Raw genomic sequence first — 16,707 nt, 5'->3', positions numbered from 1 at the left:
ACCCCTAACTCCTCTGCCCTTTCCCCAAAACAAAATAACAAAATTGAATTCTTTTTAAGAGCAATCCGCCTTCGGCGAATTAAAGGAAAACATGTACATCATATATAGCCCTTTTGATACTTATATAAAAAAGTCCACTGTTTATTACCAGTGGACCGAGATGGTTTTAGCACAATCAATGTACTACGATTAGAATTTCATTCTATCAATAGATAATTCCTCTGTTGCTTTTTTTATTGCATCATTCACTCTTTCAGCTCCACAAATACAACCTCTTCCTTCACTTGCATTGCACTCTTTTGAATGATCCATCTGCTTAACACTCAAATGCATTTTAGCGCGCGCAATTGCCTCAACAAGTTTATATACATCTTTCCTGTCGCACATATTTTCCTCCTATCCATTGGTTTCGTTTGATGCTATTCGTTCAAGTATTTACATTAGGTTATAATATTAATTACCATTAGTCAAGCGCTGTACCATAGTCTTTGCGAGGAGCGGAACGAAGTGTAGCGACGAAGCAATCTCGATCATTGCACGAAAAACAGAACACCTAAGTGAGATTGCCTACCTACCGGTAGGCAGGACTACGGCCGACCGCGTGTCGCTAAAGCTTTAGCGGTGGCACACAAATCGTCATAGGCAGACAAATTGCGCTTCGGCAAAGCAAAGTTTAGTGATATAATCACAATAAGAGAATGTTTGAAGTTTTAGCCATTAAACACGGGCGCAACCTCAGATATTCGGATACGTTATGAAAAATGAGGCTTTATTAATTTATTTTATGAATACAAAGAACTGGTACAATCTGATAGCATTCATTTTGTTAGCTATTGTATTTATCCTTTACCAAGCCAATATTTTTTCAATCAAAGGAGACTTTTTTAGTAACATGCTTTTTATTGTCATAGTATCTGTTGTCTTGCTGCCACTAGTTAGTGAGCTGAGTATTTTAAATGTTTTAAAAATAAAAAAAGACATTGAAAGTTTGAGGCACGAGACTATTGAAAAATTTGCTTCACTACAAAATACCATTATTTCTACTGTAAACCAGCAACAAAGTGTTCAGGTTATCACTCACCCATTTGACAAAAAAGAGGTTGAGGAGTTGAAAAAATATTTAGACGATAAAACCAAGGGTGTTACAATAGATAAAAAAGTTAAAACAGAAAAAGATGAAGAAATTATTCCAGACTTAAGCCGGTATTTATATAAATTTTTTCTGAATTATAAAAAAATCCAGGAAAATCTAAATGAGCTTTCATTGGCTTCAAAAAATGATGAACTTAGAAATCGATCAGTTTTAAATCAAAGCAGAAACCTCTTCAAAAGTGGTATAATCGATAAGGAGTTATATTTAGCGATACAATATTTCAGTCAAAAAAGAGGTGAAATATTTCATGGTCGTGAATTAACAAAAGAAGACATTAAAGAAGGAAATAAAATTTCAGAAAAAATTATAATTCTCTTAGATGAGCTTTTGTACGACAAACACATCGGAGTTTATTTTGTTGAAAAATAAATTAATAAAGTCCTACCCCACTTAATAATAAGGAAATAATATTTGAACGTATGGAAAATAGACCAAAAGTCGGAATTGGAGTTCTCGTTTTAAAAGATGGCAAAGTTCTCTTTGGTAAACGTAAAAATGCTCACGGTGACGGTTCGTGGTGTTTTCCTGGTGGTCACCTTGAATTTAATGAGTCATGGGAAGAATGTGCGGCACGTGAAACTTTGGAAGAAACTGGCTTGAGCATTAAAAATGTAAACTTTGTCGCTGCTACCAACGACATTTTTCCGATTGAAGGTAAACACTACATCACTATATTTATGACTGCTGAATATGAATCGGGCGATTTGCAAATTATGGAACCAAAAAAATGTGAACAATGGTCATGGTTTGATTGGACTAACCCACCCCAACCCCTATTTATTCCCCAGCAGAATCTGATTAAACAAGGTTTTAAGCCATTTAAATAAGTGGATTATAAAAATTTACATCGCACAACACGGCATATCCGGCTCCGCTACGCTTCACCCAAATGCTTTGCACCTCGCATGATGCCAATACGTTATGAAATAATTAAAATTTTTATCTTTCTTTTAATAAAAAATGCAACACCCAGAAGAAAAAAATTTATACATAAGAATATCTGAATTTGGATATAAAAATCCAGACGGTTTTACCCAAGAAGAATTAGAAAAAAATCTTGACCTAAATGACTGGGAGAAAAAAATTGTCAATAAGCAAATTAGTGATACGTTAAATGGCGGGCAATTCGTACATACTGATCGTGAAGGACATGGTGGAATGCTCCCGGTACGAAATACAATGTTTTTAAATATTGAGAATGATAAATTTATTCTCAATCACGATGCTTTCTTCAATTATATTGATTATCGTGAATTCAGAGAGGCATTAAGATCATCGAAAACGGCAAAAAACATGGCACTTTTCGCAATTGTAATTTCTTCGGTACTCGCGCTGGCTTCAATTTTAATACAGCTTTTTGGTTCTGTTACTCTAGACAATGTGCAGTTTAAAAAAATATTAAATCAATCTGAAGGTAAACACAGACCTAAAAACATACTTCATAAGGAATATAAAAATTTTAATTACATCCGATAACACTCGATATCCGCAAGGGCTAAGTGGTCGAGCCTGGCAATTATACTTTTACGCCTGATCGTGAAGAAACCATACAATGCTTAACAGGTTCGTTGGAAATCAATAATGAACCGTGTTTGCCAGGTCAAAAAGTTGTAGTCAAGCTAGGTGCGCCATTTGCTATCGTAGCAAAAGAAACCTCTAGTTATATTTGTACATACCAATAAAAATATGACTTTGCCCTTAAATTTTATTTTTTTACAGCCATTTTTTGAAATTTTTTACAAAGAAAAAACCGCCTCAACCTTTTTGGTGTATTGGCGGTAAGATAGTTTCTCCAAGAGATAATACCATCCGTGGCATGGTCTTATTTTTTCCCTCCCCAGGGCATACCGTGAGGCCACGTCCCCTTTTGCTTTAGTTCCTCCTCCTCCCTTTTTTCTTTTTGTCGCTTTTTCCTTTCTGCTTCGGCTGTTAGCTTATAATACCGTCTGCCGTAGTCCTTGTCATAGTACTCTTCAAGATTTCCCATCTTAGTCTCCTTTCGGCTAGGACTTCTAGTTTATGCACATCTTGTGTGTAGAGCTATGCTTAATTTAATCAAATTTATTATGTGGTGTCAATATTAAGAAAAATGTCTTTTATAAACTAAAAATAACAAAATTTTTTCTTTAAAACTTAAGGGGACGCCACGCTTTTGATTTTTTATTTTATATTTCTTACATCAAGGAAAAAAATCAAACCCTCGCCTAACAAAGAATAAAAGTAAAATGGCCTCGGCTCGGAATTTTTCCAAATCCCTCGCCTTAGTTCTGTGATATAATAGAGCCAGTGCTATTTAACAAGTTTCGAGGATAGGATAAGCTTTACGTTTTTAGTCGGCGTGTGACTTCTTTTATTCTTAAACGTTATGAAAAATATTTTTAGAAAAATTCTGAACAAAAAGGAGGTGATTCATACGGATAGTTATAGAATTTTCGTCTAATTGGCGCTAGGATGGTATGCTGCTTGTTGTTAATAACTCAATAGGATAAAAAATCAGGTTCACCTAACGCACCCTGATCCTGTTGCAAGGAATAACTGCTGTTCCCTTACAAGCGGCCAGACCAAGCTACCCCATGCGGAGGAGAAATGACGACTCCGACCCAGCGGGTAAACAGCAGAAAGGCGAAAACCTTTGGCCGGGTGAGAATGGCCTAGGGAAAGAGACACTTGATCTCATCTCACAACAACGGGGGTGATGCAAATGCGTCATCCCCGATTTTTCACTTGATACATAATAACGGATATCGGGACTCTCCCCTGCCCACCGGCAGGCAGGCAAATTGCGCTGACAAAATAGCAAGTTTGGTGATATAATCAAGATAGGCGAATATTAACAAATTTATGGAAGATCTAATGCCTAAGATAATATGACTAAAAATAATCACCAAATCACCATCAAAGACGAACTGACGGAATTTCTGCTTTACACAGCGCCAAGTGGCAAGGTAAAAGTGGAAATTTACTTTCATGACGAAAATATTTGGCTTAACCAAGATAAGATGGCCAGATTGTTTGGTGTGCAACAACCAGCTATTGCTAAGCATTTAAAGAATATCTTTGAAAGTGGCGAATTGCTGGAAAATTCAGTTCATTCCATTTTGGAATACACTGCCAATGATGGCAAAAAATACCAAACAAAGTTCTATAATCTTGATGCCATTATTTCGGTTGGCTATCGGGTAAACTCATCGCAAGCCACTCAGTTTCGTATTTGGGCAACGGAAAGGCTTAAGGAATACATCATCAAAGGTTTCACCATGGATGATGAGAGATTAAAGAACGGAAGATATTTCGACAAAGATTACTTTCTCGAACTCTTGGAAAGAGTCCGTTCTATTCGTGCCAGTGAGAGAAAAATTTATCAGCAAATTACGGATATTTTTGCTGAATGTAGCATGGATTATAGCCCCACGTCAGAAATTGCCAAGAATTTTTATGCAATGATCCAAAATAAATTTCATTTTGCCATTACCGGCAAAACCGCAGCTGAGATTGTTTATGAAACAGTAGACAAGCAAAAACCTTTCATGGGACTCAAGACTTGGAAAAATTCGCCAAAGAGCAGAATTCTGAAATCAGACACAATTATTGCCAAAAATTATCTTACTGAGGATAAAATAAAGAAACTAGAAAGAGGCATCGTCGGCTATTTTGATTACATCGAAAGACTGATTGAAAATCGCACTGCTCTTACGATGGAAAAATTGGCGGAGTCCGTGAACAACTTTTTGGAGTTTAATAAGTATGAAGTGCTTGAGGGAAAAGGCACGATTTCTCGCGCCCAAGCAGAACAAAAAGCATTTCAAGAATATGATGAATATAATAAAACACAGTCAATAGAATCGGATTTTGATAAATTTGTAAAATCTTTACCGACTGGAGAAAAATAAGGAAAAAAATAAAGCCACATTCGCTAAGGCAAACGTCGGACATTGCGATACGTTGTGGCGAAATAAATTTTTTATCTTGGCGATAGTTTGAAGATTTGTGATTTGAACAGGGACGAAAATTTGATTTTTAATTTTTTTATAAAGGGGAAAAGGTGTTTTTATGCTTCTTTGGTCGTAGAAAAAACGGATAAAATTATGAGAAAAACAATCGTATTATTTAGCGGAGGGAAAGATAGCTTTTATTCCTTAATAAGAGCGCGGGAAATGAATGACATTGAATATTTAGTGAGCATCAAATCGCCGATCGGCGATACTCAATTGCATGCCGGTCCGGAAGCCGATGAGAAATTAAGAAAAACGCAATTAAGCTTAATTGGCCTGCCGCACAAAGAAATAATAATCAATTCAAATAACTTATACCTGCATGAATTATTTGTCGAATTAAATAAATTAATAATTCAAGACAAAATAACTCACATTGTTACTGGCGACTTATGGCATCCGTATACCTCAGGCATTGGAGATATGCTTGCTGGTGCTTTGGGGGTTGAGATAATCAGGCCATCTCGAGATGCATGCTCTTCGAGGGAAAAAGGTGCTAACTATATGAATTCCGTAATATCCAACAGAATTAAATCAGTTATTTTGAGTATAAGAGAAGGCAACCTATCAAAAGATTATATTGGAAGAGAAATTAACTCTGCACTAGTTAATGAGCTTCAATCCCAGGGCATAGATCCGGCCGCTGAAAGCGGCGAATATCAGTCATTTGTTTTATCGGCGCCTAACATGAGGGGAGAAATTTTTATAGACGATTATACGATTAAACTGGTTCCCGGCAAAAACGGCAAGGAAAATTTTAATAGGATGATTGTTAAAAAATATCACGTTGAAAATTGATGATTATCATTCCTTTTTGTTTCACATGGCAATTTATGCAGAAAGCATAGATTTGAAAGAAAAATATTCCAACCCATTTACCGATAATCGTTTCAAAAAATATCAGACGAAAATTTTGTATCAATTCTTACAAATTTTAAAACTATTTGAAGTCAAAAACTTCTCATATTCGGATACGTTATGAAAAATAATTTTAAAACACCTCTTTTGAGGTGCTTAAAATAATTACACAACGATACTAATCAACTTCCCTTTTACAAAGATGATCTTTTTTGGGTCTTTGCCGGCGGTGTATTTTTGGATCTTTTCACTTGCAAGCGCTTGTGCCTTGGCGTCCTCTTCTGTGATATCCGCACTCACGGTGATCTGATCGCGCACTTTGCCGTTTACTTGCACTGCGAGCGTGATCTCGTCATCGATGATCTTTTCCGCATCATACATTGGCCACTGCTCTTGCAAGATGAATGAATCACGACCCAACTGCGACCATAATTCTTGCGTAATGTGCGGACAGAACGGTGAGAGGATAAGGAGAAATTTCTCCATATCTCCCGTTGTCATTGTTTTGTGTTTTTCCATTGTGTTCATGAGGATCATCATCTGTGCGATCGCTGTATTGTATTTCATCGCATCGATATCCTCGCCCACCTTTTTGATCGTTTTGTGCAATACTTTCTGGATCTGAGGATCTGAATTGCCGGTGAATCCATTGCCAAAAAATTTCCACAAACGTTCGAGGAATTTGCGCGGACCGATCAAACTCTCCGTGCTCCACGCAACGGTTGCGTCAAATGGTCCCATGAACATTTCATACATGCGAAATGTATCAGAGCCAAAGCGATCGATCACTTCATCCGGATTGATCACATTGCCCCATCGCTTGGACATCTTGCGTCCATCCTCTGCCATGATCAGTCCGACTGTCTGTAATTTTTTGTATGGCTCATCATAGGCGACCGCACCGATATCAAAGAGGAACTTGTGCCAGAATCGCGCGTAGATGAGATGTCTCGTCGCATGCTCTGCACCACCTACATAAAAATCGACTGGCGACCAGTATGCATCTTTGTCTTTATCAATAATTGCCGTATCGTTTTTGGGATCGATATAACGCAGGTGATACCAACTTGACCCAGCCCATTGTGGCATCGTATTGGTCTCACGCTTTGCTTCTCCTCCGCATGTGGGACAAACTGTGTTGACCCAATCAGAAATCGCCGCAAGCGGTGACTCGCCCGTGCCTGTCGGTTCATAGTTATCAACTTCAGGAAGTGTCAAAGGCAGTTCTTCTTCCGGTACTGGCACGACACCACATTTCGCACAGTGAATGAGCGGGATCGGCTCACCCCAATATCGTTGGCGAGAAAATACCCAATCGCGCAATTTGTAATTCACCGTCATCTCCCCGCCCACTTTTTCTGTAATTGCCTTTTTAGCTTCTTCACTATCCATACCATCAAACTCTCCGGAATTCATCATCACGCCACTACCAGTATACACGTCTTCACCCGTGAGAAATTGCCGCCAATACGTTTTTTGTGCAGGAAGATTGAGAAACTCATCAACGTCTTCTTTTTCTATCCACATGCCATCATGATTTTTTGTATGCTTTTCATCCGGTGCAATAAATGCATCGTCTATGAGTTCGAGATAGACACACTCACGTACCGCGTCTTTCATATTGATATCTTTGTGCGCTGCAAAAAATCGACTGCGGATCACCTGACCTACACGACGCACGACACGCATATTTTGATACCCCGTTTCCTCTCGCGCCTCACGCACTGCCGTTTCTTCGATCGTCTCACCATCCTCAACTCCGCCGATCACAAAACTCGTCCAGTCATTATCAGATTTTCGCCAATCGAGACAATAATATCTATCCTCTGCCCAATGCTTGATAATGACAGTGATACTACGTCGCTCTTCACTTTTCTTATCATCACGTACCGTATACTTTCCTTTGGTTTCATCCAGTTCGGCAACCACTTGCACGATCGGAATATCATATCTCTTTGCAAACTCCCAATCCCTTTCATCGTGTGCCGGCACCGCCATGATCGCGCCTGTGCCATAATCAGCCAAGACATAATCCGCGATGTAGATCGGGATCTCCGCACCATTCGCAGGATTGATCGCCATCACACCCTCGAGCTTCACACCGGTTTTTTCTCGTCCTTCTGTCGTGCGCTCGATCTCTGTCTTTGTAAGCGTTTGTTTTTGATATTGTCGAACTTCGCCATCATTTAAAATAGCACAATAACAGTTTTTTTTGTCATCCTGAACTTGTTTCAGGATCTCTTTTGCATCAGCCTGAGATGCTGAAACAAGTTCAGCATGACAAGAGAGAAATTTATCAACAAGTGGATGTTCAGGAGCGAGTACCATATAGGTTGCACCAAAAAGCGTATCCGGACGCGTGGTAAATACGTCAATATATAACTGTTCATTCGTTTGAGATCCTGAAACAAGTTCAGGATGACATGTAATTTTGAATTGAATTTTTGCACCCTCTGATCGTCCGATCCAATTGCGTTGCAATTCTTTGATGTGATCTTGCCATTCAAGTTTATCCAGATCAGCGAGAAGTCTGTCCGCATAATCCGTGATCTTGATCACCCATTGCGGGATCTTTTTCTTTTCGATCGGCGTACCACATCGTTCACACGCACCATTTTCCAGATCCTCATTGGCAAGTCCCGTCTTGCATGACGGACACCAGTTGATCGGCTCATTGGATTGAAACACCAATCCTTTTTTGAACATGCGGATAAACGTCCACTGGGTCCATTTGTAAAACGATGGATCTATTGTGGAAATCTCTCGTTCCCAATCATAGTTCAGCGAGATCTTTTCTAACTGCTTTTTAAACGTTGCAATATTGTGATCTGTCGCGATCTTTGGGTGCATTTTATTTTTGAGTGCATATTGCTCTGCCGGAAGTCCAAAAGCATCCCACCCCATCGGATGCAATACATTGAAGTTATTCATTTTTTTGTACCGCGAGATCACATCTGTTGCAATGTATCCCTTGGGATGACCTACGTGCAAACCGTCACCTGACGGATACGGAAACATATCGAGAATGTAGAATTTCTCTTTTTTCGGATCCTCTGTCGTTTTGTACACATTGGCAGCAGTCCACGCTTCTCGCCATTTTGCCTCGATCTTTTGATGTTCGTATCGCTCCATAATTTAGATGTAGTAAAATTGTATATCCTAACCTTATCGCACTTTGGGTTTTTTTTCAAACGCTCATAACAAAAAATATGGTATAATTGACAAAGAGGATCATTGCCTCATAATGTGTTTTACTATTTTTATAAGAGTATGCGTGAAGTATTTTTGATCATTGCGCCGCTATTTTTCATTATTTTTGGTGCGGCGTTCTTACGGTATATCAATTTTATCAAAGAAGATTGGTCCGAAAATCTCAATCAGTTCGTTCTCAAGATCGGCTTGCCCCTTCTCATTTTTACATCCCTTGCAAAAACAACGTTTTCACTCTCCACAGAACTGCGCCTGATCCTTATAAACTTTGCATTTATCATCTTTGTTCTCATTCTTTCCTATGGTATCGGACACATTTTCCGCCTCACACAAGAACTGCGCGATACAGTTATTGTCTGTCTCATGTTTAGCAATGTCGCCTATCTCGGGATTCCCCTCCTCACAAGCGTTTTTGATAACACGATCCTCCCGCAACTCAGCCTGATCGTTGCTGTATATCTTTTTGGATTGTTTGGCATCGGTGTGGGATATTTAGAGCTCACACGCCGAACATCTACTACATCCGTCGTCAAGACCATCGTAAAAATTCTTTGCACAAATCCGATGCTCATCGCCGTATTTTGTGGCATACTCATAAGCGTACTGCATCTCCCCATTCCGACAATTCTCAACACGGCATTTACGATGCTCGTTGCTTCCGTCACGCCGGTTGTCCTGATCATCATCGGTGTATTTATCGGACAATCCACACGCGGCAACCTGCGTGATTGGTATCCTGTTGCCATCTTTTCATTTGCATCACTGATGATCCTTCCGGCATTATTTTATTTTGGTCTGATTTTTTTCCGCATAGCGCCATCAGAACACGTTTTATCGATCCTTGAATCCGCGATGCCACTGGGTGTCACACCGTTTGCTCTCGCCGATCAATATAAATTGGACAAAAATTTCATCGCCCGATCGATCGTATTGAGCACAACATTCGCAATTCTCACATTACCTTTTTGGATCACTTTCTTGCGATAAGCACTATCGCGCAATATTTTGTTCCTCCGAAGCAACTTGCGTACGTCCGAATATGCGAATGATGATCTTTTTTCTGATCGTTTCAAATTCTTTGACACCAAATACCGCCGTTACAAAAAGATAAGATATTGCGCCAACGCTTCCCGCACCAACCAATTGCCCCAAAACACCCCACACATACCGCAACGGCAAATAATATCCCAATATATTTCGTGCAAAAAAAGTTAAAACAACAGTAACAAATGTCGCGATGAGGATTTGCATAAACGTGCGCAATGTATCGCGATATTCCCCATCATTGATCGACCGATGCAAATACGCAAAGAGCAATCCCGCATTAATAACAGCTGTGATCGAAAACGCGATCGCGATCGCATAAATTTTCATGTCACGGATCAAAACAACGATCATGCATGCATTTAATATCTGGCTCGCAAGAGCGATATAAAATGGTGTTTTGGTATCTTGCATCGCATAAAAACCACGTGCAAGAAGAGGCGTCACGCTTTGTGCAAAAAGACTAATACATAAGATGCCCAAAACTTGATATGTGAAAATCGTATTCTCCAAATTGAATTGTCCCGTACCAAATACGATCCTCACGATCTGTTCGCGTAAAACAAAAAAGATCATACTAAGCGGCACAGAATAATATAAGATCCTGCGAAGTGTTTGTGACAAGACGCCTGTAAACGCTTCCGTGTCTCCGATAGCAAACTTATTGCTCAATACAGGAAAGGCGGCGAGAGCAAATGGCACACCGATCAGGCCCAAAACAACACTTTGCACATTATTGGCAAATGTAAAGATCGTCACGCTACCAGAAGCAAGTGTCGATGCAAAGAATGTCACAAGAAGAAGCGATAGTTGATTGGAGGCGCTTGAAAACATACGTGGCAACATAAGTGCGATCGTTTTGCGCACATCACTATTGCGATACGGCATTTCCCGAAAAAAGAGAAAGCGAAAATGTACAGATCGTACCGCAACGATATGAATTACAAAATGCAAAATGGCACCAAAAATCACACCCCACGCCAGACCGATCAGACCAATATATTTCGTAAAAAATACTGCACCGATGATAATCCCAATGTTATAAAAGATCGGTGCCATCGAATAGATCAGAAACCGACGAAATGATACCAAAACCCCTCCTAAAACAGCGCTTGCCGATAGAAATATCGGACTGATAAACATGATACGCGACAAACGGACAGTGTCAGCCATTTTGTCAGCAGGAAAACCCGGTGCCATGATGTGGATAAAAAATGGTGCAAACACCATGCCCACTACGGCCAACACGGCTACGGAAAATACAATCACTGTCAAAACGCCACTTGCATAAATACAGGCATCGTCATGACCATCTTCTTTAGCGATCAATTTACTAAAAATTGGAATAAACGCTGCGGCAAGCGCACCCACCACCAAAAGCTCAAATGTGAGGTCCGGCAATCGAAATGCCGCATAATATGCGTCCAGAGTGTCCCCGGCACCAAATTGCCCAGCCAAAACACGATCACGCACCACCCCCAAGAGTCGACTGAGGATACCAAAAAATGCAACAATTGCTGCAGCTGCGGCAATTGATTCCCGTGATGATTTTATGATAGTTTTTTTGAAATTGGCGATCATATCCTTTCGTAAATATTTTTACCTGATCACATCATACTATAGGCATCTTTTCACTATTTTGCAAGCATTTTCGTCATTATTATTCCACGCGAAAAACCACGCCGTTATATCGATCAGTCGTCAATGCATCCCTCATAACATCATCCCCTTGATCATGTGCTTGCCACACTGGCGTAAAACTCTTATCCAATGCCATCGTGCTCTCAATCGACGAATTCACACTTCCGGATTGCTTCTGAAATAAAACTGCATATGAACCAAACTTTCCTTCCTCATCCTCTGCCATATCAACATGAAATGGTAATCGATATACATATGTGACCGTTACACTTTCTTGTGGTGAAACATAGACCCAATTTGCAAAAACCGTTTTGTCCGACTGTTCATAAATACGCGTTCCCGTTTCCTCATCAATGTGCATATTTTGTTCTTCTTCTTTCACATCACGATCGTGCTCATATCCCAATGCATCATATGCCAACCGTTCTTCATTGATTTCTCGTGTCTGACCTTCTACAGAGATCAACTCTGAACCCTTCGGCACATAGAGACGCATGTAATCAGCATTGACAGCATCCCACCATGGGTATCCCGTGTGTCCGCCGATGTGCTGCCGTTTGATTTGTACAGTATCAACGATTGCACCATCTTGATCGATCACAGCGTTGTGCGAGATTGTTTCTGTGATCACACCGTCTGTTTTAAATCCATTGATATTGGTATTTACTACACTCAAATAATCCTTGCTCGTATCCACAACCAATCCACCCCATCCGTTATTTTCTATGATCTTTTGCGCTTCCGGCTTTGTCATGTAGATCATGATATGTCGTTCTTTGAGGCTCTCTGACACAACACGTGCAACCACAGCGAGATGCTCCGGACTCTTGCGATCAAAGAGACGATCGATCATGATCGGCATGAGATCCGAGAGGATCTTTTTTGGTTTTTCCTTCTTTGTAATTTTTGCATCACCATCTTCCTTCTTCTCCTCTTTATTATCATTTTTTACAAGAGACTCTTCTGTCTTTGACACATAGTTACTCTCATCTTCGATTTCACCCTGTAATATTTGTACGAAATTATCACTTGTCAACGTCACATCGTACCCATCCACTGCGACCGGTCCGGTGATTTCCAAAAGTTTTTTCATCAGTTCCGGTGTGATGGCAATGACACCATCGACAGTTGCACCGCCGGATCGTTCATAAAAATCCATGGTTTTTTTTGCCGATGTTGGGAAATTCGGAAACCAATTACTGTCGTGCATACTCCAATTTGCCGATATTTTTTGGATCGGTAGCGGTGGCACAACACGATCGATCAATTGTCCGTCGGGATTATACACATCATCGATCATCATTTGTGTGATGCGACCATTATTGATCTTCACAATACCATAACTGCCGATAAACCCTCCAGTGGCTCGCATTTCATTGTTATTTTGAAACAACAACAAATACGTGCGCGGACCATTGGCACCCAGCATATCCTCGACTGTGGGACGTGATTCTGTGATCAGACGCAGGGATGTGTTGATCTCAGGTAAAATGGTCTTCATCTGCACAAAAGTATCCCTGTATTTCTCCGGCACATCATCAATATATACTTGATCGATATGTTTTTGTGCTTCGGCGAGATCATACCGCGCAATATCCATACGATCCGCCAAAAGTTGATACAATGCCAAAAAAGAAACATGTTTTCCGTCCGGCGATACAAGCTTATGATCATCGGTGATCACCTCCGGAATGATGCTATGCAACTCCTTTGCTGTATGTGTCAGAAATTTTCCCGCCTCAATAATATGGTCACCACTTGCCAAACGTGATGCACCCGGTACATATTGCGCAATATATTTTGCAAGCATATTGATCTTTCCCATTTCTGAAGACGCAAATGCAAAATCCTGATATGCGTGATCCAATTCTTCTCCGGATGATGAGAAGTCATTCTGCGCAATACTGCCCATCGCCGATTTGATGGAAATGATCGCCCGCTCTGTTGCATCATTTACATGCTCCCTCACAGCATACACTGTGCCTATGAACACAAAAAATCCTATAGACACAACCGCGCACCCCATGATTACTGCGTAACGAAAAGAAATATGCCGTGGATGTAAAACGCTTTCATGGACAAAAACCGGAATGTCTTTCAGTCGAAAACGGGCTTGCTCTTTTGTATTATCATATGCAAAGTCACTTTCTTCCACCCACTCTTTTCCTTCATCGACCACATCAACAAGATCACGTGGTAAAGACGATTCACCGGAAAACACAAAATCCCCCTCCTTTTTCATAAGCATCGTCCGTGCATCGTATGTCATCGGACAACCATCGCGCACATCACTCCCAATGCAATCATCATACGCCACATATGGCTTTCCCAACTGATACACACGGTACGCAGGAGATTCTTGCGCAGAAGCACTTTTTGCCCCATAATTTCCCACAGAAAAATGCCTAGAGAGTTTTGCGCGTGCAGTATATTTTTTTGTGCGAACAACGCCATCCATCGTTATTTTTTTGTATATATATTATGTATTTGAATCGCCATTTTTCGCCATGAATATTTCCGCGCATTTTCATAGCCGTCAACAATGAGTCTATTTCGTTGGACTGTATCCGATACAATGTCTTCCATTGCTTGCGCAAAAACAGGTACATCCGATGCATCCACAAACATCGCTCCTTGTTCGGAGAGAATTTCTTTCATGCATGGATGATCTGATGATAATACCGGGACTTTCAACAATTGCGCCTCCAGTGGCGGCAAACCAAATCCTTCATACAATGACGGAAAAACGAACATCGTCGCCTGACGATAGAGCGCATGCAATTGCGCATCATCAATTGTATAAAGAATGATGATATTTTCAATCTCGTGCGACGTAATATGTTCCTCAAGTCGCGTATAAAAATAATCATCTCGTCCAACCAAAACCATACGGCTGACCGCACCACCGTTTTTGACATACAGAGCAAACGCATCCACAAGATTATAGAGATTCTTATGCGGATATGCATTGCCGACATACAGCATGTACGGCTTCATTATATCATATCGCGCAAAAAATTCCTTATAATCGATCAACTTTTGATCGATCACTTCTGCCGCCTCATAGATCACTGTCGTCTTTTTGCACGTCCGCGGATATTGCGCACAAATATCCGTCTTTGTAAATTGTGAAACCGCGATGATCTTCCACGCTTTTGCAACCGCTGACGCGATCACGATACGATAACAGAGAAATTTGATCCAATAAAAAAGTCTATTTCGTGTTGATGCTTTACGTGTCGGATAGCGCAAAAGAATGAGATCGTGGATAGTCACGATCAGCCGCTTCACATACAAAATCGGCACATTAAAATGCAGAAAATGCACAAGATCGCATCGATGCTTGTATAAAACAAACGGAAAAAATATTTGCTCACTAAAACTATACCACTGGAAATCGGCAAGCACTTTCCGAAAACGAGAATTTTGAGGCACATATGTGTCATAATTATCCCTACGCAGAAAAATGATATAATCATTTTCCTGATCAATCTTTTCCATGTGTGCAATGAGTTTTTGTGTATATCGTCCCAAACCCTTACTGTCCGGACCATAAAAACGTGCATCAATACCTATTCGCATATACTCATAGTATAGCAAAATTTTCACAAATATGGGAGAAAATCACACATACGCCATTATCCCACTCATGTGGATCCGCCACCGCCATAACATACCCGCAAAAAGTCACGCGCATTACGATCCCAGCTGAACTTGTGCCTAAGCGTAGCGGTATTACTTTTCTCGCTATACTGTGTAAATTCTTTTTGCGTAAAAACGGCATGCAGTGCCGCAACAAGTTCTTCTGTGCGGTATGGATCGATCATGATCACGCCTTCCTCAACCACTTCCGGCATTGATGTTGTATGTGACATGATGATGGGTTTTTTGCACAGAGCCGCTTCCAACGGCGGAAATCCGAATCCTTCAAAAAATGACGGGTACACGAAGACGGTGGCAAGTGCATAAAATGCTTCCTTGTCCTCTTCCGGAATATCTGTGATCACATGAATATCCGCGGAAAAACACGATGATGCAATTGCATATTCAATTGTGTGCATATTCCATCCGCGCGAACCTGCAAGCACGAGATGTGGTGTAATGTGCGGATTTTTTTTACGAAAGATCTCATATGCGCGCACGAGGCCGACAATATTCTTGCGTGGCTCAATCGTACCAAAATATAAAATGAAATTGTATGGCAAATTGTATTTTCTTTTTACATCGATCAGTTCGATATCATTGCGATTTAAGAGGCCTTTGATCGATGTTGTCCCATTTAACGAAACGGCGACCATTTCCTTTTTTTTGCCATAGGTTTTACAGAGATCCTCTTTGGTATATGCGGAAACCGCCATGATGTGCGTGGCACGCGCAACGAGTTTTCGCGGATTGACAAAGTAGTGCCACAAACGGCGTTTATATGAAAATGTCCTTTTGTAATGCGCAAAAGAAAGATCATGCACCGTCAAAACAAGCGGCACGTCGCGTGACAGTGAAATGAAATTACTGTTTGGCATAAAAAACAAATCCACGCCACCGCACAAACGATCAATTTTTGGATACTGCAATAACCACAGACTGAGATTGAGAAACTTATTGGGAATCGCAAATGATACGACAGATACATGCGGAAAAATTGTCGCCCATGAAAAATCACTGTTTTTGTGTCGCAAAGCATTAAAAAAAAGCACATACTCATTATGTGGATCATTGCGAAAGATCGCCTCTAATAATTTTTGCGCATATTCCTCTACACCGGTTCTTTTGCCTTGTGCAAAACATCGCGCATCAATACCTATTTTCATA

13 protein-coding genes are annotated in these 16,707 nt (G+C 40.5%); 6 read left to right on the top strand and 7 right to left on the bottom strand.

Annotation, left to right across the window (positions count from 1 at the left end; translation table 11 throughout):
- Positions 1–189: 189 nt before the first annotated feature.
- Positions 190–387, bottom strand: coding sequence for a hypothetical protein (locus WC819_00900; GenBank protein MFA5985889.1), 198 nt, complete (start codon positions 385–387; stop codon positions 190–192).
- Positions 388–784: 397 nt separating this feature from the next.
- Here WC819_00900 and WC819_00895 point away from each other — a divergent pair, with 397 nt between their 5' ends.
- The 3 genes from WC819_00895 (at position 785) to WC819_00885 (ending at position 2,629) form a co-directional block, all read left to right on the top strand.
- The gene (locus WC819_00895; GenBank protein ID MFA5985888.1) at positions 785–1,522 is read left to right on the top strand and encodes a hypothetical protein; all 738 of its coding nucleotides are present in this window, start codon (positions 785–787) and stop codon (positions 1,520–1,522) included.
- Between the two features lie 50 nt (positions 1,523–1,572).
- Entirely contained in the window at positions 1,573–1,980 is a 408-nt protein-coding gene (locus WC819_00890) for an NUDIX hydrolase (protein ID MFA5985887.1), read from the top strand.
- A 133-nt stretch (positions 1,981–2,113) separates the two neighbouring features.
- Positions 2,114–2,629 carry a hypothetical protein gene (locus WC819_00885; protein MFA5985886.1) on the top strand — a complete coding sequence of 172 codons (516 nt, stop codon included), beginning with the start codon at positions 2,114–2,116 and terminating at the stop codon, positions 2,627–2,629.
- Positions 2,630–2,975: 346 nt separating this feature from the next.
- On the opposite strand, the gene WC819_00880 is transcribed toward WC819_00885, so the two are convergent.
- On the bottom strand, positions 2,976–3,140 hold the full coding sequence (locus tag WC819_00880; protein MFA5985885.1) for a hypothetical protein: 165 nt from the start codon (positions 3,138–3,140) through the stop codon (positions 2,976–2,978).
- 880 nt (positions 3,141–4,020) lie between these two features.
- On the opposite strand from WC819_00880, the gene WC819_00875 reads away from it, so the two are divergent.
- A complete protein-coding gene (locus WC819_00875; protein MFA5985884.1) occupies positions 4,021–5,043 on the top strand; it encodes a virulence RhuM family protein in 1,023 nt (340 codons plus the stop codon).
- Positions 5,044–5,238: 195 nt separating this feature from the next.
- Positions 5,239–5,943 (top strand): hypothetical protein, encoded by a 705-nt coding sequence (locus WC819_00870; protein ID MFA5985883.1) that lies wholly within the window; start codon positions 5,239–5,241, stop codon positions 5,941–5,943.
- A 225-nt stretch (positions 5,944–6,168) separates the two neighbouring features.
- Here the strand turns inward: WC819_00870 and WC819_00865 are convergent, their stop codons facing one another.
- Entirely contained in the window at positions 6,169–9,135 is a 2,967-nt protein-coding gene (locus tag WC819_00865) for a class I tRNA ligase family protein (protein ID MFA5985882.1), read from the bottom strand.
- A gap of 138 nt (positions 9,136–9,273) precedes the next feature.
- On the opposite strand from WC819_00865, the gene WC819_00860 reads away from it, so the two are divergent.
- Positions 9,274–10,200: an AEC family transporter gene (locus WC819_00860; GenBank protein MFA5985881.1), complete on the top strand. Its 927-nt coding sequence runs from the start codon at positions 9,274–9,276 to the stop codon at positions 10,198–10,200.
- Between the two features lie 3 nt (positions 10,201–10,203).
- Here the strand turns inward: WC819_00860 and murJ are convergent, their stop codons facing one another.
- The 4 genes from murJ to WC819_00840 form a co-directional block, all read right to left on the bottom strand.
- Positions 10,204–11,838: a murein biosynthesis integral membrane protein MurJ gene (gene murJ / locus WC819_00855; GenBank protein ID MFA5985880.1), complete on the bottom strand. Its 1,635-nt coding sequence runs from the start codon at positions 11,836–11,838 to the stop codon at positions 10,204–10,206.
- 79 nt (positions 11,839–11,917) lie between these two features.
- Positions 11,918–14,356: a DUF4012 domain-containing protein gene (locus tag WC819_00850; protein ID MFA5985879.1), complete on the bottom strand. Its 2,439-nt coding sequence runs from the start codon at positions 14,354–14,356 to the stop codon at positions 11,918–11,920.
- A gap of 2 nt (positions 14,357–14,358) precedes the next feature.
- Positions 14,359–15,480: a glycosyltransferase family 1 protein gene (locus tag WC819_00845; protein ID MFA5985878.1), complete on the bottom strand. Its 1,122-nt coding sequence runs from the start codon at positions 15,478–15,480 to the stop codon at positions 14,359–14,361.
- Between the two features lie 65 nt (positions 15,481–15,545).
- Positions 15,546–16,706 carry a glycosyltransferase family 1 protein gene (locus WC819_00840; GenBank protein MFA5985877.1) on the bottom strand — a complete coding sequence of 387 codons (1,161 nt, stop codon included), beginning with the start codon at positions 16,704–16,706 and terminating at the stop codon, positions 15,546–15,548.
- Position 16,707 lies beyond the last annotated feature (1 nt).

It is taken from the genome of Parcubacteria group bacterium (assembly GCA_041660065.1).
Classification (GTDB): Bacteria; Patescibacteriota; Minisyncoccia; order Moranbacterales.
The sequence above is the reverse complement of the archived record's forward strand: the minus strand, read 5'-3'. Positions and strand labels throughout refer to the sequence as shown.

Bases quoted from the DNA above. Each gene is read 5' to 3' on its own strand.
- WC819_00885 (MFA5985886.1), top strand. From the start codon at position 2,114: ATGCAACACCCAGAAGAAAAAAATTTATACATAAGAATATCTGAATTT.
- WC819_00895 (MFA5985888.1), top strand. From the start codon at position 785: ATGAATACAAAGAACTGGTACAATCTGATAGCATTCATTTTGTTAGCT.
- murJ (MFA5985880.1), bottom strand. From the start codon at position 11,838: ATGATCGCCAATTTCAAAAAAACTATCATAAAATCATCACGGGAATCA.
- WC819_00875 (MFA5985884.1), top strand. From the start codon at position 4,021: ATGACTAAAAATAATCACCAAATCACCATCAAAGACGAACTGACGGAA.
- WC819_00850 (MFA5985879.1), bottom strand. From the start codon at position 14,356: ATGGATGGCGTTGTTCGCACAAAAAAATATACTGCACGCGCAAAACTC.
- WC819_00865 (MFA5985882.1), bottom strand. From the start codon at position 9,135: ATGGAGCGATACGAACATCAAAAGATCGAGGCAAAATGGCGAGAAGCG.
- WC819_00880 (MFA5985885.1), bottom strand. From the start codon at position 3,140: ATGGGAAATCTTGAAGAGTACTATGACAAGGACTACGGCAGACGGTAT.
- WC819_00870 (MFA5985883.1), top strand. From the start codon at position 5,239: ATGAGAAAAACAATCGTATTATTTAGCGGAGGGAAAGATAGCTTTTAT.
- WC819_00900 (MFA5985889.1), bottom strand. From the start codon at position 387: ATGTGCGACAGGAAAGATGTATATAAACTTGTTGAGGCAATTGCGCGC.
- WC819_00860 (MFA5985881.1), top strand. From the start codon at position 9,274: ATGCGTGAAGTATTTTTGATCATTGCGCCGCTATTTTTCATTATTTTT.
- WC819_00845 (MFA5985878.1), bottom strand. From the start codon at position 15,480: ATGCGAATAGGTATTGATGCACGTTTTTATGGTCCGGACAGTAAGGGT.
- WC819_00840 (MFA5985877.1), bottom strand. From the start codon at position 16,706: ATGAAAATAGGTATTGATGCGCGATGTTTTGCACAAGGCAAAAGAACC.
- WC819_00890 (MFA5985887.1), top strand. From the start codon at position 1,573: ATGGAAAATAGACCAAAAGTCGGAATTGGAGTTCTCGTTTTAAAAGAT.